The sequence below is a fragment of the Candidatus Skiveiella danica genome (assembly GCF_022705245.1).
GTDB classification, from domain to species: Bacteria; Pseudomonadota; Gammaproteobacteria; order Burkholderiales; family Burkholderiaceae_C; genus Skiveiella; species Skiveiella danica.
Genome location: NZ_JAKJEW010000023.1, coordinates 42338 through 67946, shown reverse-complemented (window position 1 = coordinate 67946; position 25609 = coordinate 42338). Strand labels below are relative to the sequence as shown.

General features: G+C 66.3%; 29 protein-coding genes. 15 read left to right on the top strand and 14 right to left on the bottom strand.

Going from position 1 to position 25609, the window contains the following annotated elements:
* Positions 1-27 precede the first annotated feature (27 nt).
* Both ACMUOY_RS13830 and ACMUOY_RS13825 read right to left on the bottom strand, forming a co-directional pair.
* A complete protein-coding gene (locus ACMUOY_RS13830) occupies positions 28-1110 on the bottom strand; it encodes a calcium:proton antiporter (protein WP_413893310.1) in 1083 nt (360 codons plus the stop codon).
* A gap of 208 nt (positions 1111-1318) precedes the next feature.
* Complete coding sequence (locus ACMUOY_RS13825) at positions 1319-2110, bottom strand: IclR family transcriptional regulator C-terminal domain-containing protein (RefSeq protein WP_413893309.1); 792 nt, start codon at positions 2108-2110, stop codon at positions 1319-1321.
* Positions 2111-2349: 239 nt separating this feature from the next.
* Between ACMUOY_RS13825 and ACMUOY_RS13820 the strand changes: the two genes are divergently transcribed.
* The 8 genes from ACMUOY_RS13820 (at position 2350) to ACMUOY_RS13785 (ending at position 11101) form a co-directional block, all read left to right on the top strand.
* Complete coding sequence (locus ACMUOY_RS13820; protein WP_413893321.1) at positions 2350-3186, top strand: 4-hydroxyphenylpyruvate dioxygenase; 837 nt, start codon at positions 2350-2352, stop codon at positions 3184-3186.
* A 5-nt stretch (positions 3187-3191) separates the two neighbouring features.
* A complete protein-coding gene (locus ACMUOY_RS13815; RefSeq protein ID WP_413893308.1) occupies positions 3192-4100 on the top strand; it encodes a sugar phosphate isomerase/epimerase family protein in 909 nt (302 codons plus the stop codon).
* A gap of 46 nt (positions 4101-4146) precedes the next feature.
* Positions 4147-4596, top strand: coding sequence for a type II 3-dehydroquinate dehydratase (gene aroQ, locus ACMUOY_RS13810; RefSeq protein WP_413893307.1), 450 nt, complete (start codon positions 4147-4149; stop codon positions 4594-4596).
* Between the two features lie 29 nt (positions 4597-4625).
* Positions 4626-5468: an alpha/beta fold hydrolase gene (locus tag ACMUOY_RS13805; RefSeq protein WP_413893306.1), complete on the top strand. Its 843-nt coding sequence runs from the start codon at positions 4626-4628 to the stop codon at positions 5466-5468.
* A gap of 184 nt (positions 5469-5652) precedes the next feature.
* A complete protein-coding gene (locus ACMUOY_RS13800) occupies positions 5653-7485 on the top strand; it encodes a two-component system sensor histidine kinase NtrB (RefSeq protein ID WP_413893305.1) in 1833 nt (610 codons plus the stop codon).
* 17 nt (positions 7486-7502) lie between these two features.
* Entirely contained in the window at positions 7503-8120 is a 618-nt protein-coding gene (locus ACMUOY_RS13795) for a response regulator transcription factor (RefSeq protein WP_413893304.1), read from the top strand.
* 96 nt (positions 8121-8216) lie between these two features.
* Entirely contained in the window at positions 8217-8594 is a 378-nt protein-coding gene (locus tag ACMUOY_RS13790) for a response regulator transcription factor (protein ID WP_413893303.1), read from the top strand.
* 17 nt (positions 8595-8611) lie between these two features.
* Positions 8612-11101, top strand: a complete 2490-nt coding sequence (locus ACMUOY_RS13785; RefSeq protein WP_413893302.1) for an arylsulfatase — start codon at positions 8612-8614, stop codon at positions 11099-11101.
* 102 nt (positions 11102-11203) lie between these two features.
* Here the strand turns inward: ACMUOY_RS13785 and ACMUOY_RS13780 are convergent, their stop codons facing one another.
* The 5 genes from ACMUOY_RS13780 to ACMUOY_RS13760 form a co-directional block, all read right to left on the bottom strand.
* The gene (locus ACMUOY_RS13780; RefSeq protein WP_413893301.1) at positions 11204-12037 is read right to left on the bottom strand and encodes a shikimate dehydrogenase family protein; all 834 of its coding nucleotides are present in this window, start codon (positions 12035-12037) and stop codon (positions 11204-11206) included.
* 79 nt (positions 12038-12116) lie between these two features.
* Positions 12117-13112 carry a TRAP transporter substrate-binding protein gene (locus ACMUOY_RS13775; protein ID WP_413893300.1) on the bottom strand — a complete coding sequence of 332 codons (996 nt, stop codon included), beginning with the start codon at positions 13110-13112 and terminating at the stop codon, positions 12117-12119.
* Between the two features lie 103 nt (positions 13113-13215).
* Positions 13216-14493 (bottom strand): TRAP transporter large permease subunit, encoded by a 1278-nt coding sequence (locus ACMUOY_RS13770; protein WP_413893299.1) that lies wholly within the window; start codon positions 14491-14493, stop codon positions 13216-13218.
* A gap of 16 nt (positions 14494-14509) precedes the next feature.
* A complete protein-coding gene (locus ACMUOY_RS13765) occupies positions 14510-15049 on the bottom strand; it encodes a TRAP transporter small permease (RefSeq protein WP_413893298.1) in 540 nt (179 codons plus the stop codon).
* A gap of 106 nt (positions 15050-15155) precedes the next feature.
* Positions 15156-15848, bottom strand: a complete 693-nt coding sequence (locus tag ACMUOY_RS13760) for a TetR/AcrR family transcriptional regulator (protein WP_413893297.1) — start codon at positions 15846-15848, stop codon at positions 15156-15158.
* A 150-nt stretch (positions 15849-15998) separates the two neighbouring features.
* Here ACMUOY_RS13760 and arfB point away from each other — a divergent pair, with 150 nt between their 5' ends.
* Positions 15999-16418, top strand: a complete 420-nt coding sequence (arfB, locus tag ACMUOY_RS13755) for an alternative ribosome rescue aminoacyl-tRNA hydrolase ArfB (protein WP_413893296.1) — start codon at positions 15999-16001, stop codon at positions 16416-16418.
* Between the two features lie 29 nt (positions 16419-16447).
* Here arfB and ACMUOY_RS13750 read toward each other — a convergent pair whose 3' ends face one another.
* Positions 16448-17356: a LysR substrate-binding domain-containing protein gene (locus ACMUOY_RS13750; RefSeq protein WP_413893295.1), complete on the bottom strand. Its 909-nt coding sequence runs from the start codon at positions 17354-17356 to the stop codon at positions 16448-16450.
* A 113-nt stretch (positions 17357-17469) separates the two neighbouring features.
* Here ACMUOY_RS13750 and ACMUOY_RS13745 point away from each other — a divergent pair, with 113 nt between their 5' ends.
* From ACMUOY_RS13745 to ACMUOY_RS13730, 4 genes are all read left to right on the top strand, one after another.
* Positions 17470-18129 carry a DsbA family oxidoreductase gene (locus tag ACMUOY_RS13745; protein WP_413893320.1) on the top strand — a complete coding sequence of 220 codons (660 nt, stop codon included), beginning with the start codon at positions 17470-17472 and terminating at the stop codon, positions 18127-18129.
* Positions 18126-18689, top strand: coding sequence for a low molecular weight protein-tyrosine-phosphatase (locus tag ACMUOY_RS13740; protein WP_413893294.1), 564 nt, complete (start codon positions 18126-18128; stop codon positions 18687-18689). Before ACMUOY_RS13745 ends, ACMUOY_RS13740 begins: the two co-directional genes overlap by 4 nt.
* A gap of 99 nt (positions 18690-18788) precedes the next feature.
* Positions 18789-19610: a DODA-type extradiol aromatic ring-opening family dioxygenase gene (locus ACMUOY_RS13735; RefSeq protein ID WP_413893293.1), complete on the top strand. Its 822-nt coding sequence runs from the start codon at positions 18789-18791 to the stop codon at positions 19608-19610.
* Positions 19607-20305, top strand: a complete 699-nt coding sequence (locus tag ACMUOY_RS13730) for an alpha/beta hydrolase (RefSeq protein WP_413893292.1) — start codon at positions 19607-19609, stop codon at positions 20303-20305. The genes ACMUOY_RS13735 and ACMUOY_RS13730 overlap by 4 nt, the downstream gene beginning before the upstream one ends.
* 13 nt (positions 20306-20318) lie before the next feature.
* Here the strand turns inward: ACMUOY_RS13730 and ACMUOY_RS13725 are convergent, their stop codons facing one another.
* The 5 genes from ACMUOY_RS13725 to ACMUOY_RS13705 form a co-directional block, all read right to left on the bottom strand.
* Positions 20319-20753 (bottom strand): TerB family tellurite resistance protein, encoded by a 435-nt coding sequence (locus ACMUOY_RS13725; protein ID WP_413893291.1) that lies wholly within the window; start codon positions 20751-20753, stop codon positions 20319-20321.
* A 123-nt stretch (positions 20754-20876) separates the two neighbouring features.
* Entirely contained in the window at positions 20877-21851 is a 975-nt protein-coding gene (locus ACMUOY_RS13720) for a sodium-dependent bicarbonate transport family permease (RefSeq protein ID WP_413893290.1), read from the bottom strand.
* Positions 21852-21867: 16 nt separating this feature from the next.
* A complete protein-coding gene (locus ACMUOY_RS13715) occupies positions 21868-22143 on the bottom strand; it encodes a zf-TFIIB domain-containing protein (protein ID WP_413893289.1) in 276 nt (91 codons plus the stop codon).
* 61 nt (positions 22144-22204) lie between these two features.
* Positions 22205-22375, bottom strand: a complete 171-nt coding sequence (locus ACMUOY_RS13710) for a hypothetical protein (protein WP_413893288.1) — start codon at positions 22373-22375, stop codon at positions 22205-22207.
* Positions 22368-22718: an HPF/RaiA family ribosome-associated protein gene (locus ACMUOY_RS13705; protein ID WP_413893287.1), complete on the bottom strand. Its 351-nt coding sequence runs from the start codon at positions 22716-22718 to the stop codon at positions 22368-22370. The genes ACMUOY_RS13710 and ACMUOY_RS13705 overlap by 8 nt, the downstream gene beginning before the upstream one ends.
* A 100-nt stretch (positions 22719-22818) precedes the next feature.
* Here ACMUOY_RS13705 and ACMUOY_RS13700 point away from each other — a divergent pair, with 100 nt between their 5' ends.
* Positions 22819-23703 carry a LysR family transcriptional regulator gene (locus ACMUOY_RS13700; RefSeq protein ID WP_413893286.1) on the top strand — a complete coding sequence of 295 codons (885 nt, stop codon included), beginning with the start codon at positions 22819-22821 and terminating at the stop codon, positions 23701-23703.
* On the opposite strand, the gene ACMUOY_RS13695 is transcribed toward ACMUOY_RS13700, so the two are convergent.
* Complete coding sequence (locus ACMUOY_RS13695) at positions 23700-24668, bottom strand: TerC family protein (RefSeq protein WP_413893285.1); 969 nt, start codon at positions 24666-24668, stop codon at positions 23700-23702. The two genes, ACMUOY_RS13700 and ACMUOY_RS13695, sit on opposite strands and share 4 nt — an antisense overlap.
* 269 nt (positions 24669-24937) lie before the next feature.
* Here ACMUOY_RS13695 and ACMUOY_RS13690 point away from each other — a divergent pair, with 269 nt between their 5' ends.
* Complete coding sequence (locus ACMUOY_RS13690; RefSeq protein WP_413893284.1) at positions 24938-25459, top strand: DUF2062 domain-containing protein; 522 nt, start codon at positions 24938-24940, stop codon at positions 25457-25459.
* The last annotated feature ends 150 nt before the right edge of the window (positions 25460-25609 follow it).

Genomic DNA, 25609 nt, shown 5'->3' with positions numbered 1-25609 from the left:
AGTCCCTGGAGCCCGTTTTTCCCTCGGCTACGGCACGATGGTCGTGAACAGGTAGACCGCGAAGATCACCAGATGCACCACGCCCTGCAGCACGGTGGTGCGGCCGGTGCCCAGCGACAGGGTGGCCACCATCAGCGAAAGGAGCAGCAGGACGGTGGACTTCGGGTCGATGCCCAGCGTCAGCGTCCAGCCCGTGGCCAGCGCGACGATGGCCACGGCAGGAATCGTCAGCCCGATGCTGGCCAGCGCCGAACCGATGGCCAGGTTCAGGCTGGTCTGCAGGCGGTTGGCCCGGGCGGCGCGCAGGGCGGCCAGCGCTTCGGGCAGCAGCACCACGGCCGCGATGATGATGCCGACCAGCGCCTTGGGTGCGCCCGCGGCGGCCACGGCCGCCTCAATGCTTGGCGACAGGGCTTTGCCCAGAAGCACCACCGCCGCGAGGCAGGCCAGCAGCAGGCCGCCGGCCAGGGCGGTGGCGCCAGGGCCGGGGCGTTCGGCATGCGCGGTGGCATCGGTGGCTGCCTCGGCCGGCAGGAAGTAGTCGCGGTGCCGAACCGTCTGCACCAGGGCGAAGGTCCCGTACAGCACCAGCGAGATCACGGCGATGAAGGCCAGCTGGCTTGGGTTGTAGACCGGCCCGGGCAGGCTGGTCGTGAAGTTGGGCAGCACCAGGGTGAGCACGGCGATCGCGGCCAGGGTGGCCAGCGAGGCGCTGACCCCGTGCTGACCAAAGCTCTGCTCCCGATGGCGGCTTCCGCCGACCAGCAGACACAGGCCGACGATGCCGTTGAGGATCAGCATCACGGCGGCAAACACCGTGTCTCGCGCCAGCGCGCCGGTGCTGGCTCCGCCGGCCAGCATCAGCGAGACGATCAGCGCCACTTCGATCACGGTCACCGCCAGCGCCAGAATCAGCGTGCCGAAGGGTTCACCCACGCGGTGCGCCACCACTTCGGCATGGTGCACGGCCGCCAGCACGCTGGCGAACAGGCCAAAGGTCATGAGCAGCGCGTACCAGCCGCCGGTGCCCAGCAGGCTGCCGGCAAGGATCAGCCAGCCCGCGATCGGGGCAGCGAGGGTCCAGGCAGGGATGAAGCTCATCTTTTTCATGGTCGGTGGTTTCCGGCGGTGCGTGGCGATGGGCCCGGCAGGTGCGAAGGCGGCCAGCGCATCGCCTCGTGCCTGCACTGTAACCAGAGACCCGCGTGGTGGCCGTTGCGCAGGGCTTTTCTCCGGGTTTTGGGTCCGAATTGGTGCTTTCCCAGCGTCTTTTGGCCGTGGCGTGCTATGAAATCAGGACCTGCAGGGTGGGGATGTTTCAGAGCACGTGGCGGGCCGCCCGCGCCGTGGCCTGCAGCGGGGGCAGCAGGCGGGCCAGGGCCTCGGCCGCGCTTTCGCCCTGCATCAGCAGCGTGACGCCCAGCGCCCCCACCACTGTGCCCTGCAGGTCCAGCAGAGGCACGGCCAACCCGCGCTGGCCCGGCGCCAGTTGCTGCTCCGACAGCGCCCAGCCCTGTTCGCGAATGCTGGCCAGCGTCTCGCGCAGGCGCGCCTTTCGGGTCTGGGTGAACGCGGTGCGGGGTGTGAGGTCGGTCGTGGCCAGCCAATCGTCCAGCGCCTCGGGTGCCTGCGCGGCCAGCAGCACCTGGCCGGTTGCGGTGAGGCGCGCCGGCACGCGCGCGCCCAGCACGTAGCCCGTGTTCAGGGCGGCCTGCGGCCCGTTGCGCGCGATCGTGACCACCTCGTCGCCGTCCAGCACGGCCAGGTAGGCGGGCTCGCCAGTGGCCGAGGAGATCCGCTGCAGGAAAGGCTGTACCGCGCGCGCCAGGCGGGACGACTGCAGGTAGCCGTGCCCCAGGCGCAGCATCCGCGGCGTCAGCCAGTAGAGCTTGCCGTCGGTGGCCACGAAGCCGAGATGGGCCAGCGTCAACAGCAGCCGACGCGCCACGGTGCGGCTCAGACCGCAGCGCAGGCCGGCCTGGCTGGCGGTCAGCCGGGGATGGTCCTCGTCAAAGGCCTGCAGCAGGGTCAGGCCTTTTTCCAGCCCGGCAATCCAGTCCCGGCGCTGCAGCGCCGGGTTGTCGGTGGCGAAGGGCTCTATGGGCGACATGGCGGCCTCAAGGTGGGAGCGGGGCGTGGTGGATAACCCTGAAAACGATCGATTATCGAACGAAAAGTAAATAACTGGTTCGTTTTATTTCGGCCACACCCTACAGTCCGCGGCGTGCGTTCGCCAGGCCCGGACGTGCCCGCCGCGCTGGCCGCGGCATTCGGACCGGCCCAAAAGGACTCCCCGTGACGGAAGCAGACGACCGCGAAGCGATCAACGAGCCGGCCAACCCGCTGGGCATGGAAGGCATCGAATTCATCGAATACGCCACCGCCCGGCCCCAGGCCCTGGGCCAGGTGCTGGAGACGTTGGGCTTTCGCCCGATCGCGCGGCACCGCTCGCGCGAGGTGCTGCTGTACCGCCAGGGCGGCATCAATGTCATCGTCAATGCCCATGGGGGTGGCGCAGGGCAGGGCGGCACGCTGGACGACAAGCCGGTCATCGCCGCCGTGGCACTGCGGGTGCGTGACGCGGCCGCGGCCTACGGGCGCGCGCTGGAGCGCGGCGCCTGGGCGGTGCCGATCCGCGTGGAAGTGATGGAGCTCAACATTCCGGCGGTGCACGGGCCGGGCGGCAGCCGCATCTACTTCGTGGACCGCCACCGCGAGTTCTCGATCTACGACGTGGACTTCGTGCCGATTCCGGGTGTGGACCCGCACCCACCCGCACTGGCCGGCCTGCATTTCTTCGGCATCGTGCAGTACATCGGCAACGGCCGCACCGAGGACTGGACCGATTTCTACCGCGAGCTGTTCGGCTTCAATGCGCTGCCGGCCGAAGCTGCCTTCGGCATCCTGCCCAAAGGGCGCATCCTGCGCAGCCCGTGCCCGCAGGCCTCGGCTTTCTACCTGCAGCTGATCGAGCCCGAGCCGGGCATTCTGGAGGTGGACGACACCGAATGCTTCCAGCGCGTGGCCCTGGGCACGGCCGATGTGCTGGCCACCGTGGCCGAGCTGCGCACCCGTGGCGTGAGTTTTGTGGAGTCGGGCCGCGTGCATTCGGAAGACCGCGGCGCACTCACGCAGACCCGCCTGGGCGGCGTGTCGCTCGAGCTGGTCCATCACGTTCGAGGCTGATCACGATGAATCCCCTGCAAGGCAACATCGACGATTTCGGGATGGACACCATCTCACTGGCCGGCCCGCTGGAGGCCAAACTCCGGGAGGTGCGCGCGGCCGGCTTCGGCCAGATCATGCTGTCGGCGCGCGACATCGTCGGCCACCCGGACGGGTTGGACGCCGCCGTACAGGCGGTGCGCGCCAGCGGCCTGCGCGTGACCGGCTTTCAGGTGCTGCGCGACTTCGAGGGCCTCTCCGGCCACCTGCACGACTACAAGGTCGACATCGCCAAGTCCATGCTGGAGATGTGCGCCGCACTGGGCTCGAAGATCCTGCTGGTCTGCTCGTCGACCTCGGTCCACGCCACGCAGGATCTGGACGCCATTGCCAAAGACCTGCGCAAGCTGGCGATGCTGGCGATCCCGCTGGGCATCCAGGTGGCCTATGAAGGGCTGTCCTGGGGCCGCACCATCAACGAGTTCACCACCGCATGGGAGGTGGTCAGCCGCGCCGACGTGCCGAATCTCGGCCTGGGGCTGGACTCCTTCCACCTGTTCGCCACCCAGACGCCGCTGGAAGACCTGGAACTGCTCGACCCCGAAAAGATTTTCCTGGTGCAGCTGGCCGACTTCATGTGGCAGGAGATCCGTTCGGTGGAGGAGCGCATCACCACCGCGCGCCATTTCCGTGTCTTCCCCGGCGAGGGCGTGCACAGCGAGGCGCTGGCCGACCTGGTTCGTCGCCTGCACGCGCTGGGCTACCGGGGAGACTACAGCTTCGAGGTCTTCAACGACGACTACCAGCAGATTCCGCTGCCCGTGGTGGCGCAGCGCGCGCGCCGCTCGGCGCTGTGGCTCGGCGAGGACGTGCTGCGCCGCTCGGTGCCGCTGCCGAACCAGATGCGGCTGCGCGCGCGCGCAGCCGCCCGGTAGCCATCGCCTACCATTGACATCTGTGCCCCGATTTGAAAGACACCCGATGAAAACCGCCCTCGTCCTCAACGGCCCCAACCTCAACCTGCTCGGCACGCGCGAGCCCGCCGTGTACGGCTCGGCCACGCTGGCCGACGTCGAGCAGCTGTGCGAAAAAGCCTGCGCCGCGCACGGGCTGAAGCTGGACTTCCGCCAAAGCAACCACGAAGGCGAGCTGGTGGACTGGATCCACGAAGCCGGCCGCCTGCACGCCGCCGGCACCCTGGCAGGCGTGATCTTCAACGCGGGCGCCTACACCCACACCAGCATCGCGCTGCACGACGCCATCAAGGGCACGGGCATCACGCTGATCGAGCTGCACATCAGCAACGTGCACGCGCGCGAGGCGTTCCGCCATCACAGCTACCTGTCGCCGGCCGCCAAGGCCGTGATGTGCGGCTTCGGCGTGCAGGGCTACCCGCTGGCGATTGCCGGACTGGCAGCCATGGCCGTCTGATCCCGGTCGAGCCACGGTTTCACCCGGACATGACGGGCCTCATCGAGCGCCTGCGCGCGCTGGCGACGCGGCGCGAGACGCCTTGCGGCGCGGGCACCATGGTCTGGCATGTCTGGGGCGAGTCCCGGCCGGGTTTGCCGCCGGTGGTGCTGTTCCACGGCGGCAGCGGCAGCTGGACGCACTGGTTGCGCAACATTCAGCCGCTGGTGGCGGCCGGGCGCCAGGTGATCGCGGCCGATCTGCCGGGCTTCGGGGATTCGGCCCCGCCGCCGTCCGGGGGCGACGCCGATGCGTTGGTGAGGCCGCTGGCCGATGGCCTGAACGTGCTGCTCGGGGGCGAGCCCTGTGACCTGGTGGGCTTCTCGTTCGGGGGCCTCACGGCCGGGCTGCTGCTGGCCGAACATCCGGCCCTGGCGCGGCGCCTGGTGCTGGTCGGCGCGCCGGCCATGGGTGTCACGCCGGACCGGCAGTTCGAGCTGAAAGCCTGGCGGCACCTGCCCTCCGCCGCCGAGCAGGAGGCTGTGCACCGGTTCAACCTGGCCGCGCTGATGCTCAACGACGCCTCGCTCATCGACGGCCTGGCGCTGGAGCTGCACATCGCCAACTTGATGCGCGACCGCATGCCGCGCAGGCGCCTGGCGCACACCGACATCCTGGCGCGTTCGCTGCCGCGCGTGCGTTGCCCGGTGTTTGCGATCTACGGCGCGCACGACGCGCTCTACAAGGCCTGGATCCACCAATTGGAAGACGCCTTCGAGGCGGCGGCGCCGGACTTCCGCGGTCTGGTGCTGATCCCCGAGGCGGGGCATTGGGTGCCGTTCGAGCGGCCCGAGGCGTTCGATGATGCACTGTTGACGGTTCTGACGGCCTGAGAATCTGATTTACAAGATATTTTGGCCACTTCCCATCGTCAATTGGTCATTTGATGCTACCTAAAAGGTAGCAAACATCGGATGGTTGCAAGCCTCGACACCGGACTTCACCGGGCGCGGGGTCATTGCTTCGTGCACACGCCGGGCTTGCGGGCAGCCGCAAATGCAGCGCCTATGATTCAGCATGGGAAACTGGGTGGAAATCGTCTGGATCGGCATGTGCGCGGTGAGCCTGGCGCTCGGTGCCATCCATCTTTTCGTCTGGTTCAAGCAAAGGACGGGCTACTTCCACCTGCTGTTCTTTGCGTTGGCGGTCTCTGCAACCGCCTTCGGTGCCTTCGAGCTGGCATTGATGCACGAGTGGGCGCCTGAACGCTACGCCGACATCCTGCGCTGGGCCCATGTACCGCTCGCCCTGTGGGTGTTGTCCATGATCGGGTTCGTGCATTTCTACTTCGGCGCCGGACGGTCCTGGCTCGCCTGGGCGGCTTCCGGTTTCCGCCTGGCCGGGCTGGCGCTGAACTTCGTGACGGGCGTGAACGTCAACTTTCTCGCGGTCTCCAGTCTTGAGCCGGTGGCGTTCTGGGGTGGCGCTGTCGTTGCGGGGCCGGTGGGTGTTGTCAATCCCTGGGCGATCGTGCCGCAGATCGGCAACCTGATCCTGCTGATGTTCGTGATCGATGCCGCCATCACGCTGTGGCGCAGGGGCGGCAGTGATGCACGGCGTCGCGCGGTCGTCGTCGGGGGCAGCCTGGTGGCTTGTGTGGCCGCCGTGGCGGGCTTTGCGGCGCTGATCACGATCGGGCTGGTCCACGCCCCGACGATCGTCATGCCGGGCGTCTTCGTCATCGTTCTCGCCATGGGCTATGAACTCGGCTGGGACATGATTGCGGCTGCCCAGCTCGCGACGCAGTTGCGCGCCAGCGAGCAGCGCTTTCGCGCGGTCGTCGAGGCGGTGCCCAGTGCCATCCTGGTGATTGACGATAGGGGCCTGATTTCCCTGGCAAACCAGCAGGCGGAGACGGTGTTTGGGTACCCCCGCGCGGAACTGATCCGCCAGCCAGTCGAACTGCTGATTCCCGAGCGTTTTCATGGGCGGTTGTCGGCCTGGCGCACCGAATGGGCGACAGGGCCGCACGCGCAATCGATAGCGCCCGGACGCGATCGGGTCGGGCGGCGCAAGAATGGCGTCGAGTTTCCGGCGGAGGTCATGCTGTCGCCGTTGCAGACGGAAAAAGGGCCGTTCATTCTGGCGTCGGTGGTGGATGTGACCGAGCGCAGACGCCTCGAACAGGCCACGGCCCGCCAGCGCGATGAACTGGCTCACCTGTCGCGGGTGGCCCTGCTCGGCGAGCTGTCGGGCTCGCTTGCCCATGAGCTCAACCAGCCGTTGACCGCGATCCTGAGCAATGCGCAGGCGGCACAGCGCTTTCTGGCGCAGAGCCCGCCACGCACCGACAAGCTTGCGGAGATTCTGACTGACATCGTCAAGGCCAATCACCGCGCCGGCTCGGTGATTGTGCGGCTGCGCTCGATGCTCAGAAAGGAGGAGTCGAAGCGCCTGGTGCTCAACCTCAACCATGTGGTCGAAGAGTCCTTGCGCCTGCTGCGCAGTGACCTGCTGGCTCGTCACGTCACCGTCCAGAGCGATCTGGCTGAGCGGCTGCCCTCCATCGAGGGCGATCGCAATCAGTTGCAGCAGGTGTTGCTCAATCTGCTGATGAACGGCTGCGATGCCATGGAGGGCCAGGCCACGGACCGCTGCCTGACCGTGCGCACGCAGCAGACCGGGCAGGCAACCGTCGAAGTGACCGTGTCCGATCGGGGGTTGGGGATACCCGTGGCGGATCTGGACCGCGTGTTCGATCCGTTCGTGACGACAAAGGCGCAAGGCCTGGGTCTGGGCCTGACCATCTGCCGATCCATCGTGGAAGCCCATGGCGGGCGTCTCTGGGCCACCAACCCTGCGCAGGGCGGCGCCACCCTGCATTGCGAACTGCCTGCGACGCCGGGCTGACAAAGATGGAGGAACGGGTGCCAACGGTTTACCTGGTCGATGACGATCCCGACGTGTTGGCGGCGATCGGGCGGCTGATCGAGTCCGAGGGCCTGCAGGTGGCTGCCTTCGCGTCGGCCCAGCGCTTCCTGGACGGCTTCGACCGGCGAGCACCGGGCTGCCTGGTGCTTGACCTTGCGATGCCGGGCATCAATGGCCTGGAACTGCAGCGCTCGCTGGAACAGGAGGGCAGTCTGTTGCCGATCATCTTTCTGACCGGGCGGGGCGACATCGCCACCAGTGTTCAGGCGATGAAACACGGCGCGGTGGATTTCCTGACCAAGCCGGTTGACGACACGGCGCTGCTGGCCGCCGTGCACGACGCACTGGCCGCCAACAGGGCCCACCACCGTGCAGACAGGGAGCGCGCGCACATCGCGCAAGCCCTGGCCTCGCTCACCGCCCGGGAGCGACAGGTCCTGGAGGGCATAGCCGCGGGCCGGCTGAACAAACAGATCGCCGCGGAACTGGGGACCTCCGAAAAGACCATCAAGTTCCACCGGGGCAACCTGATGCGCAAGATGGGCGCGCGGGTCGCCGCCGATCTGGTCAAGCTGGCCGAGCGTGCCGGGGTGGGCTCGACGCCTGCCAACTGACCGAAAGCGTTTCGCTCCCTCAGCCAGGGTGGTGGGGGAAAACCTGGACCAAGGTCCAGTTGGCGGGTTCGTTCACGCAGGCTACGCTGGTACTCGATGCAATGCGAAACACTGCTGGCCGTGGTGGACGATGACGAGGACGTTCGGGCGGCCTTGACGCGGCTGATCGGCTCGGCCGGTTTCGCCGTCGAGTCCTTTGCATCCGGTGGGGCTTTCCTGCGCTCGGTCGAGGACCACAAACCCGCCTGCGTGGTGCTTGATCTGCACATGCCGGGAATGAACGGCTTGGATGTTCAGGCATCGCTCGGTGCCACGCATGCAGGGTTGCCGGTGGTGGTCATCACCGGGCACGACACGCCGCATTCACGGGCACGGGCGGCACAGCTGGGCGCAAAGGCCTATCTGTGCAAGCCCGTGAACGACGAAGCCTTGTTGGCAGCGATCGACGCTGCCATCGTTGGTGATTCGATTTGAACCTGGGAGAAAAGACGATGATTTCACGATATCCATTCAGGATCCTGGCACCGTTGATCGTTCTTGCGTCGTGCTTGGGCACGGCCTTGGCACAGCAGGTCACCGGCACCCTCGGTGCGCCCGGTGCGACCAGCACCATCAGCGGGAAGCAGCTTCCTCCGCCCGATCCGGCGTTCGGTGGCGTCATCAGAGAAAAGGCGACTGAGTCGAAAGCCTGGTGGGCGCCACGCGTTGTGCCGCCAAGGAAAGCGCCCAACGTGTTGCTGATCATGACGGACGACAGCGGCTTTGGCGCACCGGGCACGTTCGGCGGCGTCGTGCCGACCCCCGCACTGGATCGCATCGCCAAGAGCGGTGTGCGCTACACGAATTTTCACTCCACGTCCTTGTGCTCGCCGACCCGCGCGGCGCTGATTACCGGGCGCAACCACCATGTGGCCGGCTTCGGTGTGGTCGGGGAAATCGCCACGGGGTTTCCGGGCTACGACTCGGTCATCCGCAAGGAAAACGGCACCCTCGGCGAGATCCTGAAGGGCAACGGGTACGCAACCTCGTGGTTCGGCAAGAACCACAACACGCCGTTCTACCAGGCCACGCAAGCCGGCCCCTTCGACCAGTGGCCCAACGGCATGGGTTTCGAATATTTCTACGGTTTCATGGGGGGCGACGCCAGCCAGTGGCAGCCCAACCTGTACCGCAACACCACGGCCATCTATCCGTTTGAAGGCAACCCGGGCTGGAACCTGACCACCGCCATGGCCGACGAGGCCATCCAGTACATGAAGGGCCTCAAGGCGGTGGCACCCGAGAAGCCCTTCCTGGTCTACTACGTGCCCGGCGGCACGCATTCGCCGCACCACCCGACACCCGAGTGGATCAAGAAGATCGGCGACATGCATTTGTTCGACCAGGGCTGGAACAAGGTTCGCGAGACCATCTTCGCCAACCAGAAGCGTCTGGGCATCATGCCCCCCGAGGCTCAGTTGACCCCCTGGCCCAAGGAGCTGCCGCAATGGGATTCGCTCGGGTTTGTCGAGAAGAAGCTCTTCATCAAGCAGGCCGACGTCTTTGGCGCTTACCTGGCCTATACCGACAACGAGATCGGCCGCGTGATCCAGGCGGTCGAGGACATGGGCGAACTGGACAACACCCTGATCATCTACATCGCCGGCGACAACGGTGCGAGCCCCGAGGGCATGCTCAACGGCACGCCGAACGAATTCACCACGTTCAATGGCGTTCCGGTGCCGGTCGATGCCCAGATGCTCTGGTATCCGTTCTGGGGGTCCGACAAGACCTTCCCGCACTTCGCCGCACCTTGGGCCTGGGCCATGGACACGCCGTTCAAGTGGACCAAGCAGGTGGCGTCGCACTACGGTGGCACGGCCCAGGGGGTGGCGATGTCCTGGCCCGGCCACATCACCGACGCGGGCGGCATCCGCCGGCAGTTCCACCATGTGATCGACATCGCGCCGACCATCCTGGAGGCTGCCGGCATCCCATTGCCCGAAACGATCAACGGCATCAAGCAGCGGCCGATGGACGGCGTGAGCATGGCCTACACCTGGGACAAGGCAGGCGCCAACGCCGCGCCACGCCGTACCACACAGTATTTCGAGATGCTGGGTAACCGCGCGATCTATCACGGGGGCTGGCTGGCGGCGACGACCCCTGCGACGCTGCCTTGGGAACTGAGCACCAAGCCCGCGCCCGACGTGATCACCGGCTACCAGTGGGAGCTTTACCATGTGGCCGAGGATCCGACCGAGTTCAACGATCTGGCCGCGAAGATGCCGGACAAGCTCAAGCAGATGCAGGACCTTTTCTACGCCGAGGCGAAGAAGCATGACGTGCTGCCGCTGGACAACTCGTCGCTGACACGCTGGAACGCGCCCAAGCCCAACCTCACCGGTGGCCGCAAGGTCTTCACGTACGCAGGGGCGATGACCGGCATCCCCAACAGCGGCGCGCCGAGCATTCTGAACAAGGCCTATGTCATCACCGCCGAGGTCACGATTCCCAAAGGCGGTGGTGAGGGCATGATCGTCACCGATGGCGGACGCTTTGGGGGCTACGCGCTCTTCCTCAGCAAGGGCGTCGGTGGCATCCGCAAGGGCAAGCCGGTGTTCCTGTACAACCTGCTCAACCTCAAGCGCACAGTGTGGGCGGGGCCGGAACTTAGCCCCGGCAAGCACACCATCGCCTTCGAGTTCACGCCTGCCGCGCCGGGCCTGGGCAAGGGCGGAACGGGTGTGCTCAAGGTGGACGGCAAGGAAGTGGCGCGCAACACCATGGAAAACTCGACACCGATCACCTTCCCCGAAGACGAAACCTTCGACATCGGCAGCGACACCCGCACCGGTGTTGCGATGGTGGAGTACCGCTACGACGTGCCGTTCAAGTTCAACGGCACGATCAACAAGCTCACGTTCAACCTGGGCGATGAGCAGGTGACCGCCGCGGAACGCGAGCAGATGCGCAAGACGGTGGCTGGCGCACGCGATTGACATCGGCTGGTGACGGCCAGGGCCGGCAATGGCGCGTGTTGAAGGCGCTAATTGAAAGGGATTGAATGGGGTGCCTGCGCGTGGCCGCAGGCGAGCCTGCCCTCAGGCGTTGAACCGCGCGACCGAGCGCAGCACCTCGGCCGTCGTGCTCGGGTAGCCGAAGAATTCCAGGTAGGCGGGGATCTGTTCGAACAACATGTCAGAGCCCACCTGGATCGGGCAGCCGCGGGCCTGCGCGGCCTGCAGAAAGGCGGTCATCTCGGTGCGCATGACGACCTCGCCGACGAACGTCGACGGCTCCAGGCGTGACACATCCAGCGGCAGCGGATCCCCGGCGTTCATGCCCATCGGCGTGGCGTTGACGACCAGGTCGAAACCCGCCGGTTCGTTCGAACCGGTGCACACCTCGATCGCCGGGTAGTGCACGCGCAGACGCGCGGCCAGACCGTCGACGGCATCCCTCTGCCGGTCGTGCAAGGCGATCGCGCCGACGCCGGCAGCGGCCAGCGAGGCGGCAATCGCGCAGCCCACGCCGCCGGCCCCCACCACCAGCGCCCGGGCCCCAGCCAGCTGCAGCCCCTTGCGCGACACGCCGCGCACGAAGCCCTCGCCGTCAAACAGGTCGCCTTCGAGCGCGCCGTCGGGCGCGCGGCGCACCGCGTTGCAGGCGCCGGCCACGTTCACCGTGGGTGTGACACGGTCCAGCAGCGCCACGGTGGCGACCTTGTGCGGCATCGTGATCAGCGCGCCGCGGATGTTGGTGAGCGTGAACACTGCGCGCAAGAAGGGCGGGTAGTCCTCGCTCCGGCAACCCATGGGCATGACCCGGGCGTTCACGCCAATGTGGTCGAAATACGGGTTGTAGATCATCGGCGCCTTGAACGCGTGCGTGGGGTAGCCGATGTGGGCGATGAGTTCGGTGTTGCCGTTGATCATGGTGTGGGGGTCGTCGGAAGACAGGCCCCGCGCCGCAGCGTCGGGCTGCGGGACAGGGCCCGATGCGCGGGCAATGGCTTTACTGGCGCGCCTTGGCCAGTTCGGCCTGCAGCTCCTTGACGGTCTCGGCAATCGCTGCACCGTGCTTGTCAACCACCGGCTTCATCTTCTCGCGGAACTTGGCCAGCTCGGCTGGCGCCAGTTCGTTGACCTGCATGCCGCCTTTCTTCACGGTGTCCAGTGCGGTGCCGGCCTGGGCGCGGGCCTGCTGGCGCTGGTAGGCGGTGGACTCCACCGCGGCGTCCGAGATGATCTTCTTATCGTCGGCCGACAGCGTGTCCCAGAACTTCTTGCTGATCAGCACCGACTGCGGGTTGTACTGGTGGTTGGTCAGCGTGGCGTACTTCTGCACCTCGAAGAATTTGTTCGCTGCGATCACGGTCAGCGGGTTTTCCTGGCCGTCGATGGCCTTCTGCTCCAGCGCGGCATACACCTCGGGGAAGGCCAGCGGCGTGGGGTTGGCGCCCAGCGCCTTGACCCAGTCGACATTGATCGCGTTGGGGATCACGCGCAGCTTCAGGCCCTCGGCGTCCTCCACCTTGTTGATGGCGCGCTTGCTGTTGGTGATCTGGCGAAAGCCCAGTTCCCAGTAGGTCAGGCCGACCAGGCCCTTGGGCTCGAGCTTGGCGTGCATCTTCTTGCCGAAGGGGCCGTCGACCACCGCGTCGGCTTCCTTGCTGCTGGCAAACATGAAGGGGAAGTCATAGACCTCGAAGTCCTTGACCTGGCTGGCCAGGATGCCCGAGTTCATCGAGGCCATCTCGATCGTGCCGCCTTGCAGGGCCGACACCACGGGCGCGTCACCGCCCAGTACGCCGCCCGGGAACAGGTTCACCTTGATCTTGCCGCCCGACTTGGCCTGCACGATCTCGGCGAATTTCTCCATGCCCATCACCAGCGGATGGCCCTTGGGGTTTTGGGTGGTGAACTTGATGGTTTTTTCCTGCGCGAAGGCCGCGCCGAAGGCGGAAATCGCCACAGCGGCGGCGAGGGTCTTGAGCATCAGACGTTTCATGGGTTGTCTCCTGAAGGGAAAAGGGAAGGGCGGATGCACGCTGTTGACGGAGGGCTGCCGGGCGCGGCGTACCCAAGCACGCCCGGCAGCCGGTTTCAGTGAATCAATAGAACCATCGCGCCGGCACCATCACCAGCTGCGGGAAGGCGATCATCAGGAACATCATGGCGAATTGCGCGATCATGAAAGGGACAACGCCCCGGGTGACTTCATCCATGCCCATCTTGCCCACGCCGGCCACCGCATTGAGCACCGTGCCCACCGGCGGCGTGATCAGGCCGATGGCGTTGTTGATGATGAACAGCACGCCGAAGTAGACCGGGTCGATGCCGGCGGCCTTCACCACCGGCATCAGCACCGGGGTCAGCAGCAGGATGGTGGGCGTCATGTCCAGCGCCGTGCCCACCACCATGGTCAGCACCATGATCGCCAGCATCAGCAGGCGCGGGCTGTCCAGCAGCGGCTGCAACAGTTCCACCACCTGCGCGGGCAGGTTGGCCACCGTGATCAGCCAGGCCGAGACCATGGCGGCCGCCACCAGGAACATCACGATGGCGCAGGTGGTGGCCGCTGACACGAACAACGGCACCAGTTGCTTCAGGTTGAGTTCGCGGTAGATGACGGTGGAGACGAACAGCGAATACACCGCGGCCACCACGGCGGCCTCGGTGGGCGTGAACACGCCGAACTTCAGGCCGAAGACGATGATGAAGGGCAGCACCAGCGCCCAGGTCGCCAGGCGCATGGCCTCCATCACTTCCTTGAAACTCTTGCGCGGCGGCGGCGCGATGGTTTCCTTGCGCACCAGCCACCACCAGGTGAACCACAGCGACACGGCCAGCCAGATGCCCGGGAAGATGCCGGCCATGAACAGCTTGGAGATCGACACGTTGGCGGCCACGCCGAAGATCACGAAGCCGATGCTTGGCGGGATGATCGGCGCGATGATGCCGGCCGATGCGATCAGCCCGGCCGAGCGCGCCTTGTCGTGCCCGGCGGCCACCATCATCGGCAGCAGCAGGGCGGTCAGCGCGGCGGCGTCGGCCACCGCAGAGCCCGACAGCGAGGCCATGATGACGGCGGCGACGATGGTCACGTAACCCAGTCCGCCCTTGACGTGGCCGACCAGCGCCATGGCGAAGTTCACGATGCGCCGGGACAGGCCGCCGGCGTTCATGATCTCGCCGGCCAGCATGAAGAACGGCACGGCCAGCAGCGGAAAGCTGTCGGCGCCGTTGATCACGTTCTGCGCCAGGATCTGCGCGTCGAACATGTTGAGGTGCCACATCAGCGCGGCGCCGCACAGCAGCAGGGAGAACGCAATGGGCACGCCCAGCGCCATCGCGCCGATCATTGAACCCAGGAAGATGAGGATGGTCATGTCGATGCCCAGGGGTTCAGCGGTGGTCCGGATTGGCGGGGTGCGGGGCTTCCTCGGACTCCTGCATCAGCACCAGGTGGTCGTCGTCGATCTGGCCGCTGAGCAGGCGCCACAGGTCGCCCAGCAGGATCGGCGCGCTGAGCACGGCAAACACCATGCCCGAGGCGTAGAACCAGCTCATCGAGACCTCCATCACCGCGCTGGTCGTGTCCCAGTTGATGACCGACTGGTCGTACGAGCCCTTGAACAGCAGCCACAGGCAGTACAGCATCAGCAGCAGCGACAAGCCCATGCAGATCTTCTTGCCCAGCGGACCGAGCTTGCCCACCAGCATGTCGGTGCCCAGGTGGGCATTACTGCGCAGGGCGGCCACCGCGCCCAGGAAGGTCAGCCAGACGAACAGCCAGCGCGAGAGTTCTTCCGAAATGCTGAAGCCCGAGTTGAAGGCATAGCGCATGAAGACGTTGCCGAACACCAGCACCACCATGAGTGCCAGCAGCGCGGCAATCAGGTAGCTGATGAGCTGGCAGTAGCCATCGATCAACTTTTCCAGCATGAATCGGTCTCCAGGAGCGGAATGGGTATGGTAATGTACGAACTGGTTAGTTTTATAGAAATCCGTGGAAACCCTAGGGTCGGCCCCGAGGCCGCGATGCGGGGACTTACCGGCGCACGAAACGCACGATCATGTCGATGACGTTGGCGCGGCGCGTGGCCAGGGCCTGCGGCGACAGCGCGCCGTCCTTGAAGATCAGGCCGAAGGTGTGCTGGTTGGAGACGTTGAAAAACGTCAGCGCGGAGATCGAGGCGTGGATGTCCACCGGGTCCAGCCCGGCGCGGAACACGCCTTGCGCCACGCCACGCTCGTAGAGGTGGCGGATGGCCTGGATCGCCGGCACGTTGAGCTCCTGGATGCTCTTGCTCTGGGCCAGGTAGGCGCCGCGCTCCATGTTTTCGGTCATCACCAGGCGGATGAAAAACTCGTTGCCGGCGTGGTGGTCGAAGGTGAATGCCACCAGGCGGCGCAACGCCTCTTCGGGTGGCAGGTCTTCCAGGTGCAGCTGCGATTCGATGCTGCGCATGCGCCGGTAGGCGTCTTCCAGCACCGCGATGTACAGCCCCTCCTTGCTGCCGAAGTAGTAGTAGATCATGCGCTTGCTGGTGCGCGTGGCGGCGGCGATCTCGTCGATGCGCGCGCCGCTGAGGCCCTTGCTGGCGAACTCCTGGGTTGCCACCTCAAGGATCTCCGCCATGGTGCGGGCCGGGTCGTTGGTGCGGCCGGTCTCGCCCGGCGCGCTCTTGTTCGGCGGGCGGCCCCGGCGCGCGGGCGCCCCTGTATGGACTGGTTCGTTCATGACATCAGTATAGGAGCGGCGCAGGGCGCCCTGCAGCCTTCGGAGGCAGAATTTGAACAAAATTCGTACCACCCCAGCGTGAAAAGGTCATCTTCTGCTATCGAAAGTGTAGAGTGCAGGAGTTGCCTGCCCGAAGAATTTGCCCTTGCCATGTCCACCGCTGCCCCTCTCATCATCCCCGAGTCCGAGGTCGAGATCACGGCGATCCGGGCCCAGGGTGCGGGCGGGCAGAACGTCAACAAGGTGTCCAGTGCGGTGCACCTGCGATTCGACATCCGGGCGTCATCCTTGCCCGAGGACGTGAAGGAGCGGCTGCTGGCCCTGCGCGACTCGCGCATCACCGACGAGGGCGTGCTGATCCTCAAGGCGCAGCGTTTTCGCACGCAGGAGCAGAACCGGCAGGACGCGTTGCTGAGGCTGGGCGAGGTCGTCAACCGCGTGGCGCGGCCGCCCCGGGCCCGGCGGGCGACGAAGCCCACCTACGCGTCAAAGCAGCGCCGGCTGGAGGGCAAGAGCCAGCGCGGACAGATCAAGTCGCTGCGGGGCAAGGTGGGCGGCAGCGGCGAATAGGCTCGCAGGTCATGGTGCCGGGCACGTTGTCAACGCCAGCCCGGCTGCACGAAAGCCTGCGCCAGGAAATCCACCATCGCGCGCACCTTGCCCGACAGGTGCGTTCGGCTGGGATAGACGGCGTGGATGTCCAGCGTCGGGCCGTGCCAGTCGCTCAGCAGTTCCACCAGCCGCCCCGCCCGCAGGTCCGGCCCCACCAGGAACGCGGGCTGGTAGATCACACCCTGGTCGGCCAGCGCGGCGGCACGGCAGGTGTCGCCGCTGTTGGTGCGCAGGCGCGGGCGCACCGTGACGTCGGCCGTGGCGCCGTCGGCGCCGCTGAACTGCCAGCTGTCACCGCCCGACCACCAGGCGTAGGCCATCACCGCGTGCGCGGCGAGGTCGGCGGGATGCGTAAGCGCCGGCGCACCGCGCAGGTAGCCGGGCGAGGCGCATAGCACGATGCGGTCGTCGGCAATGGTGCGCGCCACCAGCGAGCTGCTGGGCAGGCGCCCGGTGGGCGCGATGCGCACCGCCAGGTCGAAGCCTTCCTCCACCAGATCCACCACGCGGTCGGTCAGGGTGATGTCGAGCTCCACCGCCGGGTGCAGCTTGAGGAACTCGCCCCACAGCGGCGCCAGATGCAGGTTGCCGAAGGTCAGCGGCGCATTGATGCGCAGGCGCCCGCGGGCGGTGGCCGTGGTGGCTCCCGCGGCGGCGTCGGCCTCGCGCAGGTCGTCCAGGATCTGCACGCAGCGCTCGAAGTAGGCCGCGCCGGTCTCGGTCAGCGACAGGCGCCGGGTGGTGCGGTTCAGCAGCCGCGTGCCCAGGCGGGTTTCCAGCTCGAGCACCTGGCGCGAGAGCACAGCCTTGGAGGTCTCCTGGCGCTCGGCAGCCTTGACATAGCTGCCCGCGCGCACCACGGCGACGAAGGCTTCAAGCTGGCGCAAGGCGTCCATGGCGGCAGGGATTTGGGCTTGGGTTGAAAATGACGACCCTGATTCAAACACACCGCCGCTGCGGCGGGCCGATCCGGCCCGAAGCCCGCGGCATTCTCCTCGAAAGCGCCGCCATGACCACCACCCTCAAGATCGATTTCGTCTCCGATATTTCCTGCCCCTGGTGCGCCGTGGGCCTGGGCGCGCTGGAGCAGGCGCTCGATGCCCTCAAAGGCGAGGTCAGCGCCGAGCTGCATTTCCAGCCGTTCGAGCTGAACCCGCAGATGCCGCCGGGCGGCCAGGACATCACCGAGCACCTGACCGAGAAGTACGGCTCCACGCCCGAGCAGCAGGCGCAGATCCGCGAGACCATCCGCCAGCGCGGCGCCGAGGTGGGCTTCACCTTCCGCCCGGCCGGGCGTGGCCGCATCTGGAACAGCTTCAACGCGCACCGTCTGCTGCACTGGGCCAGCCTGGAAGACGCGGCGAAGCAGGTCGCGCTGAAAAAGGCGCTGCTGGCGGCCTACCAGGGCCGCGGCGAAAGCCCCGAATCGCCCGAGGTGCTGCTGGCCGCCGTGGCGGAAGTGGGGCTGAACCAGGCGCGTGCCCGCGAGATCCTGGCCAGTGACGAGTACGCCGCCGAGGTGCGCCAGCAGGAGCAGTTCTACCAGCGCGCTGGCATTCACTCGGTGCCAGCCGTCATCATCAACGACCGGCACCTGATCTCCGGCGGGCAGCCGGCCGCGGTGTTCGAGCAGGCGCTGCGCCAGATCGCGGCCCAGGCCGAGGCATGAGCACGGCCACCCTGCAACCGGGCGAGGGCGCCATCGCGGACCGGCCCGTGTTCACCGTCACGTTCGTCTGCATGGGCAATATCTGCCGCAGCCCGACGGCGCATGGCGTGTTTCGCGACCGGGTGGCCCGGGCCGGCTGGGCCGACCGGGTGCGGGTCGATTCGGCCGGCACGCACGGCTGGCACGAGGGCGCGCCACCCGATGCGCGCAGCCAGCAGCACGCGGCCCGGCGCGGCTACGACCTGTCGGACCTGCGCTCGCGCCCGCTGCGCGACGTGGATTTCCTGCAGGCCGATCTCCTGCTGGTGATGGACGACGACAACGAGGCCGTGGCTCGCTCCCGCTGTCCCGACGCCCACCAGCACAAGGTGCGCCGCCTGACCGAGTTCTGCCAACGGTATCGCAGCCCGGTTGTGCCCGACCCCTACGCCGGTGGAGCGGCCGGATTCGAGCGGGTGCTGGACCTCATCGAGGACGCCTGCGAGGGCTTGCTCGCGCATGTGGCGCAGCAGGTGAAGTTGTTCGATCTCGCCGCAGCCGGACGGCACCCGCCGCGCTGATTGTTGTGATTGGATTGACAAATTGTCGCTCCAGGGCCTGTTTATCTTTTTCGGTGAATCCAATAAAGTTCTCATCAGACCTGTTCTGAGGAGTTTTTCGTGACCGCTGCCACCCTGCCCACCCTGTTCGTTTCCCACGGCGCGCCTTTGTTCGCCACCGATGCCGGCACCACCGGCCCGGCGCTGTGGGCCTGGGCCCAGGCCCATGCGCCGGCGTCGGCACTGCGCGGCATCGTCGTGATGTCGCCGCACTGGATGGCGCGTACACCAGCTGTCATGACCAACCCCGCGCCCGCCACCTGGCACGACTTCGGCGGATTCCCGGCCGAGCTGTACCAGCTGCAATATCCGGCGCCGGGCTCAGTCGAGCTGGGTCGGCAGGTGCTGGGCCAGCTGCAACAAGCGGGCATCGTCGCGCAGGCCGATGCGCAGCGCCCACTGGACCACGGCGCCTGGGTGCCGCTGATGCACCTGTACCCGCAGGCCGATGTGCCGGTCGTGCAAGTGGCGCTGCCGGTCGGGTATGGCCCGAAAGAAGTGTTTGCGCTGGGGCAGGCTTTGGGCGGGCTGCGCAGCGAGGGCGTGCTGGTGATGGGCACGGGCAGCATGACGCACAACCTGGGCGAGTTCTTCGGCGGCGGCCGCGAGCCCTCGCCGTATGTGCTGGAGTTCAGCCGCTGGGTGGAATCGGCCGTGACGCGCGGGGATCGCGTCGCACTGTTCAACTACCGCGAGCTGGCGCCGCATGCCCGCCGCGCACACCCGACCGAAGACCATTTCCTGCCGATCTTCTTCACGCTCGGCGCGGCCGGCTGGGGCGGTGAAACACCCCTGCAGACCGACTACATCAGCCGCGAGGTGATGTACAGCATGCTCGCGATGGACGCCTTTGCCCTGTCAGGCCCGGAAAGCCTTCCATGAGCCGAAATGTGAATCAAAATGGCACGATCCCAGCGTCGGATGGTCACAAGCTGCTATCACTATTGCATCGTCCACCCGCGCCCGGGGTGACGCAGCCCTGGCTGCTGGTGCTGATGCACGGCGTCGGCAGCAACGAGGACGACCTGTTTGGCCTGTCCGACTTCGTGCCGGCGCCGTTCCATGTGGTGAGCCTGCGCGCGCCCTTCGTCCTGGGGCCGGACAGCTACGCCTGGTTCGAATTCAGCGTGGCCTCCGATGGCTCGCGCCGTATCGACACCGCGCAGGAGACCGTCAGCCGCGAGGCCATCGTGCGCACGGTGCAGGCGGTGGCGCACCAGCTCGACGTGCCGCCGCAGCGCGTGGTGCTCGGCGGCTTCAGCCAGGGCGGCATCATGGCGCTGAGCCTGCTGCGCACGCAGCCGGCGCTGCTGCAGGCCGCGATGGTGATGCACAGCCGCCTGCTGCCCGAGGTGGATGCGCTGGCCGCGCCGGCGCAGGCGCTGAATGGCAAGCAGCTCTGGGTCAGTCATGGCCTGCAGGACGGGGTGATTCCCATCGCCAGCGCCCGCGCCATCCGCGATCTTGCGAGCACGCTGCCCGTCGCCCTGACCTACCACGAGTACCCCGGCACGCATGAGATCCGGGCGGCAGAGCTGCAGGCAGCGATGCAGTGGCTCGGGGATCTGGCGGGCTGAAGCACCCCGGGCGTCACGCCGCTTGCCGCGACCGTCCGGTGTCGTACGCATGCAGGAGCCGATGGTTCAAGCCCCAGTGCGCCATGGCGGCCATCAGCACACCGGATTCCCCCTCGGCGACGAGATCGTCTGCCTCGGCCAGGCGGACGCACAGGCCCAGCACCTTTCTGCGCAGGGCCGGGTCATCGATCTCGCCCATCAACTCGGCCAGGGTGTACTCGTCCACCGGGCAGGTATCGGACCAGGCGAGCTGATGGCTGGACAACAGGTCCGCGCAGAGCTGGTCGACGACCGCATGCAAGGCTTCGCGCTCCAGCCCCAGCTGCCGGTGCACGGCGAGTTCGTCGAGCAAGGCCAGCTCGGCGGCGCCAACATCGCCATCGGCGATGACGGTCAGGGCCACGATGCGGGCGGCGGCCTGCGGGCTGTTGGGTGCATATCGGCGCATGAATGTTTCCTTCATTCGGGTTGTTTGGTCAGTTGTCTTTGAAAACGACATGTCAGTGTCAAGTGGCAAGCCGGCGTGCGCAATCAGCCTTTGCAGAACCGCGACTTCGCAAAAAGCGGAAACTCATCGCCACAGCTGCGCCACCTGCACATAGAGCGGGATGCCGATCAGGATGTTGAACGGAAAGGTCAGCCCCAGCGACATGCCGAAGTACAGCGACGGGTTGGCCTCGGGGATGGCGTGGCGGATGACCGCCGGCACCGCGATATAGGAGGCGCTGGCCGCCAGCACCATCAGCAGGGCCATATTGCCCGCGGACATGCCCACCACCGAGCCCAGCGCCAGCGCAATGCTGGCATGCACCAATGGCCCGGCGATGGCATAGACCAGCAACCAGACGGACTGCCCCCTCAGCTTGCCCATGTTGCGCGCGGCCAGCAGGCCCATGTCCAGCAGGAAGAAGGCCAGCATGCCCTTGAACAGATCGACCGAGAAGGGCTTCATCGCGGCCTGGCCCGACTCGCCGGTCAGCACGCCGATCAGCATTGCGCCCAGCAGCAGGAGCTGCGCGCCATCGGTCAGCGCTTCGTGCAGGATGCGGCCCAGGGGGGCGTTGCTGACTGCGGATACCGGCTCATTCGAAAGCGTCGTTGTTCGACGCGCGTGGTTGGCCAGCACCACCGCCAGCACGATAGCGGGCGATTCCATCAGCGCCATGGCGGCGGCCATGTGGCCGCCAAAGCTGATGCCATGGTTGTCCAGGTACTGAACGGCCGTGATGAAGGTGACGGCGCTGACCGAGCCGTAGGTGGCGGCAATCGCCGCGGCATCGAAGCGGTTGAGGAAGCGGCGCAATGTCAGGTAGCCCAGCACGGGCACCAGCGTCGCCATGGCCAGCGCGGCCGCCAGGCTGATGAGCACGTCTGCCGTCAGGCCGGATTGGGCCAGGGAAAAGCCGCCCTTCAGGCCCAGGGCCATCAACAGGTAGAGCGACAGGAACCGCGAGATGGGCGGCGGTATCTCCAGATTCGACTTCAACGACCCGGCCAGAATGCCAAAAACGAAGAACAGGATGGCGGGGTCGAGGAAGCTTTGCATCGGGTGGGTATTCGTCTCAATCGAAGAAGTCGTTCAGCCACGACTTCTTGCGCCGGCGCGGATCGTGCTGCGCCTGGCGGTAGTCCGAGTCTTCGAAGTCCGGGCGCCGGTGGTGCTGTGGGGTTTGCGACGGCACCGGCGCAGCGGCCGTTGCCGTGGCTGCACGATCCAGCAGCTTGTCGAGTTCACCCCGGTCCAGCCAGATGCCGCGGCAGGCAGGGCAGTAGTCGATTTCGACACCCTGGCGGTCGGTCATCACGAGGGTGGTGTCGGGGCAGGCAGGACATTTCATAGGTATGTTTGTGGGTTGGATCAACAGGCATGGAGAAACGGGATGGGTGGTCCGGCGGGGCTTACAGGGCCCACACTGCCGCACTGCCCATCAGGCTGAGCGCACCCGTTGCGGCCAGCAATCCGGCATCACGGCGGTTGCTTCGTGCGTATTCATGCCACGCAGCGTAGAGCACGGCTGCCGCGAAGATGAGGCCGCCGACGGCCATGTCCGGAGGGATGACCTCACTCATGGGAGCCCCCGAGGGCGAGCTTCGCGGTGCGGCCGCGGGCAGGCTTCTGGCTGCGCTGAAGGCTGCGCGTCAGGACCCGGGTGGCCCGTGCGATGGAACGGTCCAGCGCAGTGCGCCAGTCGCGCGCCAGCGACGCAATCACGACGGTGCCAGCACTGTCGGTCTTGAGCTCGACCTGGCAGCGCTTGTCGATGCCGCCGCGGGGTCCGTTGACGTCGGAAAACTGCACCTTTGCGCGCGGCACCAGAGCCTTCAGCCGGCGCAGGGCAAAGCGCACGCGCGCGATGGACAGCTCGCGCATCGGGGTGGCGTCGGCATCGCGGGATTCGACGATGATCTGCATGAAAGATTCTCCGGGGAGTGAAATGAAGCTCGAAGATAGACGGCCTCCTCCTTCCAAAAAAGCAGATAATTTGTTATCGATAATCCCTAAAAACCGACACATGAGCACGCCGTTCAACTACAAGCACCTGTATTACTTCTGGGTCGTGGCCAAGGAGGGAGGGATATCGCGGGCTGCCGACAAACTGGACATGGCGGTGCAGACCGTGAGCGCGCAGGTGCGCGAGCTGGAGCGCTCGCTGGGCTATGCCCTGCTCAAGCCCGCGGGTCGCGGGCTGGTGCTGACCGAGGCCGGCCTGGCAGCCATGCGGCAGGCCGACCAGATCTTTCAGCTCGGTGAGCAATTGCCGGCGCTCGTGCGCGATACGGTGAGCACACCGGCGGTGCGCCTGGCGGTCGGCATCTCCGATGGTTTGCCCAAGCTGGTGGTGCACCGTCTCCTGCAACCGGCCTTGACGGAGCCCAACCTGCGGCTGCTGTGCCATGAGGGTGAACTGGACGATCTGCTCGGTGATCTGGCGCTGCACCGGCTGGACGTGGTGCTGTCGGACCGGCCCGCACCCACGAACCCCAACATCAAGCTCTACAGCCACGCCCTGGGCTCGTCGGCCTTCGCCTGGTACGGCACGGCCGAGCTCGTGAAGGCCGCGAGCACGAACTTCCCGCAAAGCCTGGCCGACATGCCGGTGCTGCTGCCCACGGCCCATACGGCTGTGCGCGTGCGTCTGGACCACTGGTTCGAGCAGCGCGCGATCCGCCCGCGCGTGGCGGGCGAGTTCGAGGACAGTGCCCTGCTCAAGACCTTTGGTGCCGGTGGCATGGGCCTGTTCCCGGCGGCCGAATGGGTGCACGAGAACCTGCTGGCGCACTACGCCGTGCAGCGCCTGGGCCCCTGCGAAGGCGTCACCGAAGAGTTCTTCGCCATCGGGACCGAGCGCAAGGTGAAGCACCCGCTGGTGCAGCGCTTGCTTCAGGCACCGCTTTAGGCTTTCTGTCCCTTGGCCGGGACGTTGGCGGTGCGCACGCTGAGGAGCATGGTCACGGCCAGGATCCCGACCACGACGCCCAGCGAGACGCCGACCGGAATCTTGTAGAGGTCGATCAGGCACATCTTGGTGCCGATGAACACCAGGATCACGGCCAGCCCGTAGTTCAACAGGTGGAACTTGTTGGCCACGGCCGCCAGCAGGAAGTACATGGCGCGCAGACCCAGAATCGCGAACACGTTGCTGGTCAGGACGATGAAGGGGTCGCTGGTGATCGCAAAAATGGCGGGGATGGAGTCCACCGCAAAGATCACGTCAGTGAGTGCAATCAGGCAGATCACCATGAACAGCGGCGTGGCGATCTTCTTGCCGTTTTCCACGGTCCAGAAATTTTCACCGTCGTAGTTTTTGCTGACCGGCAACAGCTTGCGCAACAGTTTCAAGGCGGGGTTGTCCTCCAGGTCGGGCTCCTTGCCGGCCGCCCACCACATCTTCACGCCGGTGAGGATGAGGAAGGCACCGAACACGTACAGGATCCAGTGGAACTCGGCCAGCAGCCAGCCGCCCACCAGGATCATGACGGTGCGCAGCACGATCGCGCCAATGATGCCGATCATCAGCACCCGTTTCTGGAACGCCGTGGGCACCGCGAAGTAGGTGAAGATCATCAGGAAGACAAAGATGTTGTCCACCGCCAGGGACTTCTCGATCAGGTAGCCGGTCAGGAATTCCAGCGACTTGGTATTGGCCATCTCGGTGGAGCCGGTGCTGTCCTTCACGGCCCACCAGAACAGGCCGTTGAACAGGAAGCTCAGGGCGATCCAGACCAGCGACCAGTTCAGCGCCTCCTTGACCCCGATGTCGTGCGAACCCTGCTTTTTGAGCACCACGAAGTCGATGAACAGCGACACCAGCACGATGGCACCGAAGGTGGTCCACAGCCACAGGGGAGCAATTGTTTCCATGTCGATTCAGCCTTGAGTATGGATTTACAGCAAGCTTTTCTGCCTGCACCGCCTGTGGGTCTTGCTTGAGCGCCACCGCACAGGTGTTGGTGGAGTTTAGTTTGAAATAAGTATGTTTAGACTGATTTAATTTTGAATTTAGTTCGTAAAAAAGGGAATGTTCAGGCGGAGTTTCCTGCTTCTGCCAGGGCCTGCCGAGCGGCACCATGGGCTCCTCAAACAGAAGGGCCGAACTTGATGCACCTGATGACGACCGAAGGCCTGGCGCCATGACTCGCCCGCTACCGGGCTGGACGGAGCGATTGCGCCAGTCGCTGCCCGGCCGCGAGGAACTGGTCGCCCACCGGTGGCTGCGGCCCGTCGCCGGCAGGCTGGTCGACCCACGTCTTTGGCGCCTGCAGCACGAGTCTGTCGCGCGCGGAGTTGCGGTGGGCACGTTCTGGGCGTTTGTCATTCCGGCCGCCCAGGTGGTCGTGGCAGCGGCTCACTGCACCTGGTGGCGCGCCAACATCCCGGTCGCCGCTGCGATGACGATGGTGACCAATCCGCTGACGATCAGTTTCTGGCTCTGGCTGGCCTACCAGGTGGGCGCGCTGGTTTTGGGTGAACCCCTGGCCGCTGCAGCTCCACAAGGCGTTGGCACCATCGAATGGTTGTCCGCATTCGGCTGGCCGACCCTGCTTGGCATGGGCCTGTTTGCAGTGGGCGGGGCCGCGGGTGGGTATCTGGGCGTCAAGCTGTTCTGGCGCTTGCGTGTTTGGGCCCGGCGCCGCACGCGCCGCAAGCCTTGATCGCCTGGCCATGAGTCGCCTGACGGCCCGCCGGTCGGCTCGGTCCCGACCCGGCGTGCCCCACCTGAGGGGCGCGCGCGAACCTACAATCGGTCCGCGACGGCCCCCCCTTTTGCGAAGAGTCACCCGAGTGCCTGCGGGCTCGCGCTC

Excerpts from the sequence above, each read along its gene's own strand:
- ACMUOY_RS13830 (WP_413893310.1), bottom strand. The coding sequence starts at position 1,110 with ATGAAAAAGATGAGCTTCATCCCTGCCTGGACCCTCGCTGCCCCGATC.
- ACMUOY_RS13825 (WP_413893309.1), bottom strand. The coding sequence starts at position 2,110 with ATGTCGCCCATAGAGCCCTTCGCCACCGACAACCCGGCGCTGCAGCGC.
- ACMUOY_RS13820 (WP_413893321.1), top strand. The coding sequence starts at position 2,350 with ATGGAAGGCATCGAATTCATCGAATACGCCACCGCCCGGCCCCAGGCC.
- ACMUOY_RS13815 (WP_413893308.1), top strand. The coding sequence starts at position 3,192 with ATGAATCCCCTGCAAGGCAACATCGACGATTTCGGGATGGACACCATC.
- aroQ (WP_413893307.1), top strand. The coding sequence starts at position 4,147 with ATGAAAACCGCCCTCGTCCTCAACGGCCCCAACCTCAACCTGCTCGGC.
- ACMUOY_RS13805 (WP_413893306.1), top strand. The coding sequence starts at position 4,626 with ATGACGGGCCTCATCGAGCGCCTGCGCGCGCTGGCGACGCGGCGCGAG.
- ACMUOY_RS13800 (WP_413893305.1), top strand. The coding sequence starts at position 5,653 with ATGGGAAACTGGGTGGAAATCGTCTGGATCGGCATGTGCGCGGTGAGC.
- ACMUOY_RS13790 (WP_413893303.1), top strand. The coding sequence starts at position 8,217 with ATGCAATGCGAAACACTGCTGGCCGTGGTGGACGATGACGAGGACGTT.
- ACMUOY_RS13785 (WP_413893302.1), top strand. The coding sequence starts at position 8,612 with ATGATTTCACGATATCCATTCAGGATCCTGGCACCGTTGATCGTTCTT.
- ACMUOY_RS13780 (WP_413893301.1), bottom strand. The coding sequence starts at position 12,037 with ATGATCAACGGCAACACCGAACTCATCGCCCACATCGGCTACCCCACG.
- ACMUOY_RS13775 (WP_413893300.1), bottom strand. The coding sequence starts at position 13,112 with ATGAAACGTCTGATGCTCAAGACCCTCGCCGCCGCTGTGGCGATTTCC.
- ACMUOY_RS13770 (WP_413893299.1), bottom strand. The coding sequence starts at position 14,493 with ATGACCATCCTCATCTTCCTGGGTTCAATGATCGGCGCGATGGCGCTG.
- ACMUOY_RS13765 (WP_413893298.1), bottom strand. The coding sequence starts at position 15,049 with ATGCTGGAAAAGTTGATCGATGGCTACTGCCAGCTCATCAGCTACCTG.
- ACMUOY_RS13760 (WP_413893297.1), bottom strand. The coding sequence starts at position 15,848 with ATGAACGAACCAGTCCATACAGGGGCGCCCGCGCGCCGGGGCCGCCCG.
- arfB (WP_413893296.1), top strand. The coding sequence starts at position 15,999 with ATGTCCACCGCTGCCCCTCTCATCATCCCCGAGTCCGAGGTCGAGATC.
- ACMUOY_RS13750 (WP_413893295.1), bottom strand. The coding sequence starts at position 17,356 with ATGGACGCCTTGCGCCAGCTTGAAGCCTTCGTCGCCGTGGTGCGCGCG.
- ACMUOY_RS13745 (WP_413893320.1), top strand. The coding sequence starts at position 17,470 with ATGACCACCACCCTCAAGATCGATTTCGTCTCCGATATTTCCTGCCCC.
- ACMUOY_RS13740 (WP_413893294.1), top strand. The coding sequence starts at position 18,126 with ATGAGCACGGCCACCCTGCAACCGGGCGAGGGCGCCATCGCGGACCGG.
- ACMUOY_RS13730 (WP_413893292.1), top strand. The coding sequence starts at position 19,607 with ATGAGCCGAAATGTGAATCAAAATGGCACGATCCCAGCGTCGGATGGT.
- ACMUOY_RS13725 (WP_413893291.1), bottom strand. The coding sequence starts at position 20,753 with ATGCGCCGATATGCACCCAACAGCCCGCAGGCCGCCGCCCGCATCGTG.
- ACMUOY_RS13720 (WP_413893290.1), bottom strand. The coding sequence starts at position 21,851 with ATGCAAAGCTTCCTCGACCCCGCCATCCTGTTCTTCGTTTTTGGCATT.
- ACMUOY_RS13715 (WP_413893289.1), bottom strand. The coding sequence starts at position 22,143 with ATGAAATGTCCTGCCTGCCCCGACACCACCCTCGTGATGACCGACCGC.
- ACMUOY_RS13710 (WP_413893288.1), bottom strand. The coding sequence starts at position 22,375 with ATGAGTGAGGTCATCCCTCCGGACATGGCCGTCGGCGGCCTCATCTTC.
- ACMUOY_RS13705 (WP_413893287.1), bottom strand. The coding sequence starts at position 22,718 with ATGCAGATCATCGTCGAATCCCGCGATGCCGACGCCACCCCGATGCGC.
- ACMUOY_RS13700 (WP_413893286.1), top strand. The coding sequence starts at position 22,819 with ATGAGCACGCCGTTCAACTACAAGCACCTGTATTACTTCTGGGTCGTG.
- ACMUOY_RS13695 (WP_413893285.1), bottom strand. The coding sequence starts at position 24,668 with ATGGAAACAATTGCTCCCCTGTGGCTGTGGACCACCTTCGGTGCCATC.
- ACMUOY_RS13690 (WP_413893284.1), top strand. The coding sequence starts at position 24,938 with ATGACTCGCCCGCTACCGGGCTGGACGGAGCGATTGCGCCAGTCGCTG.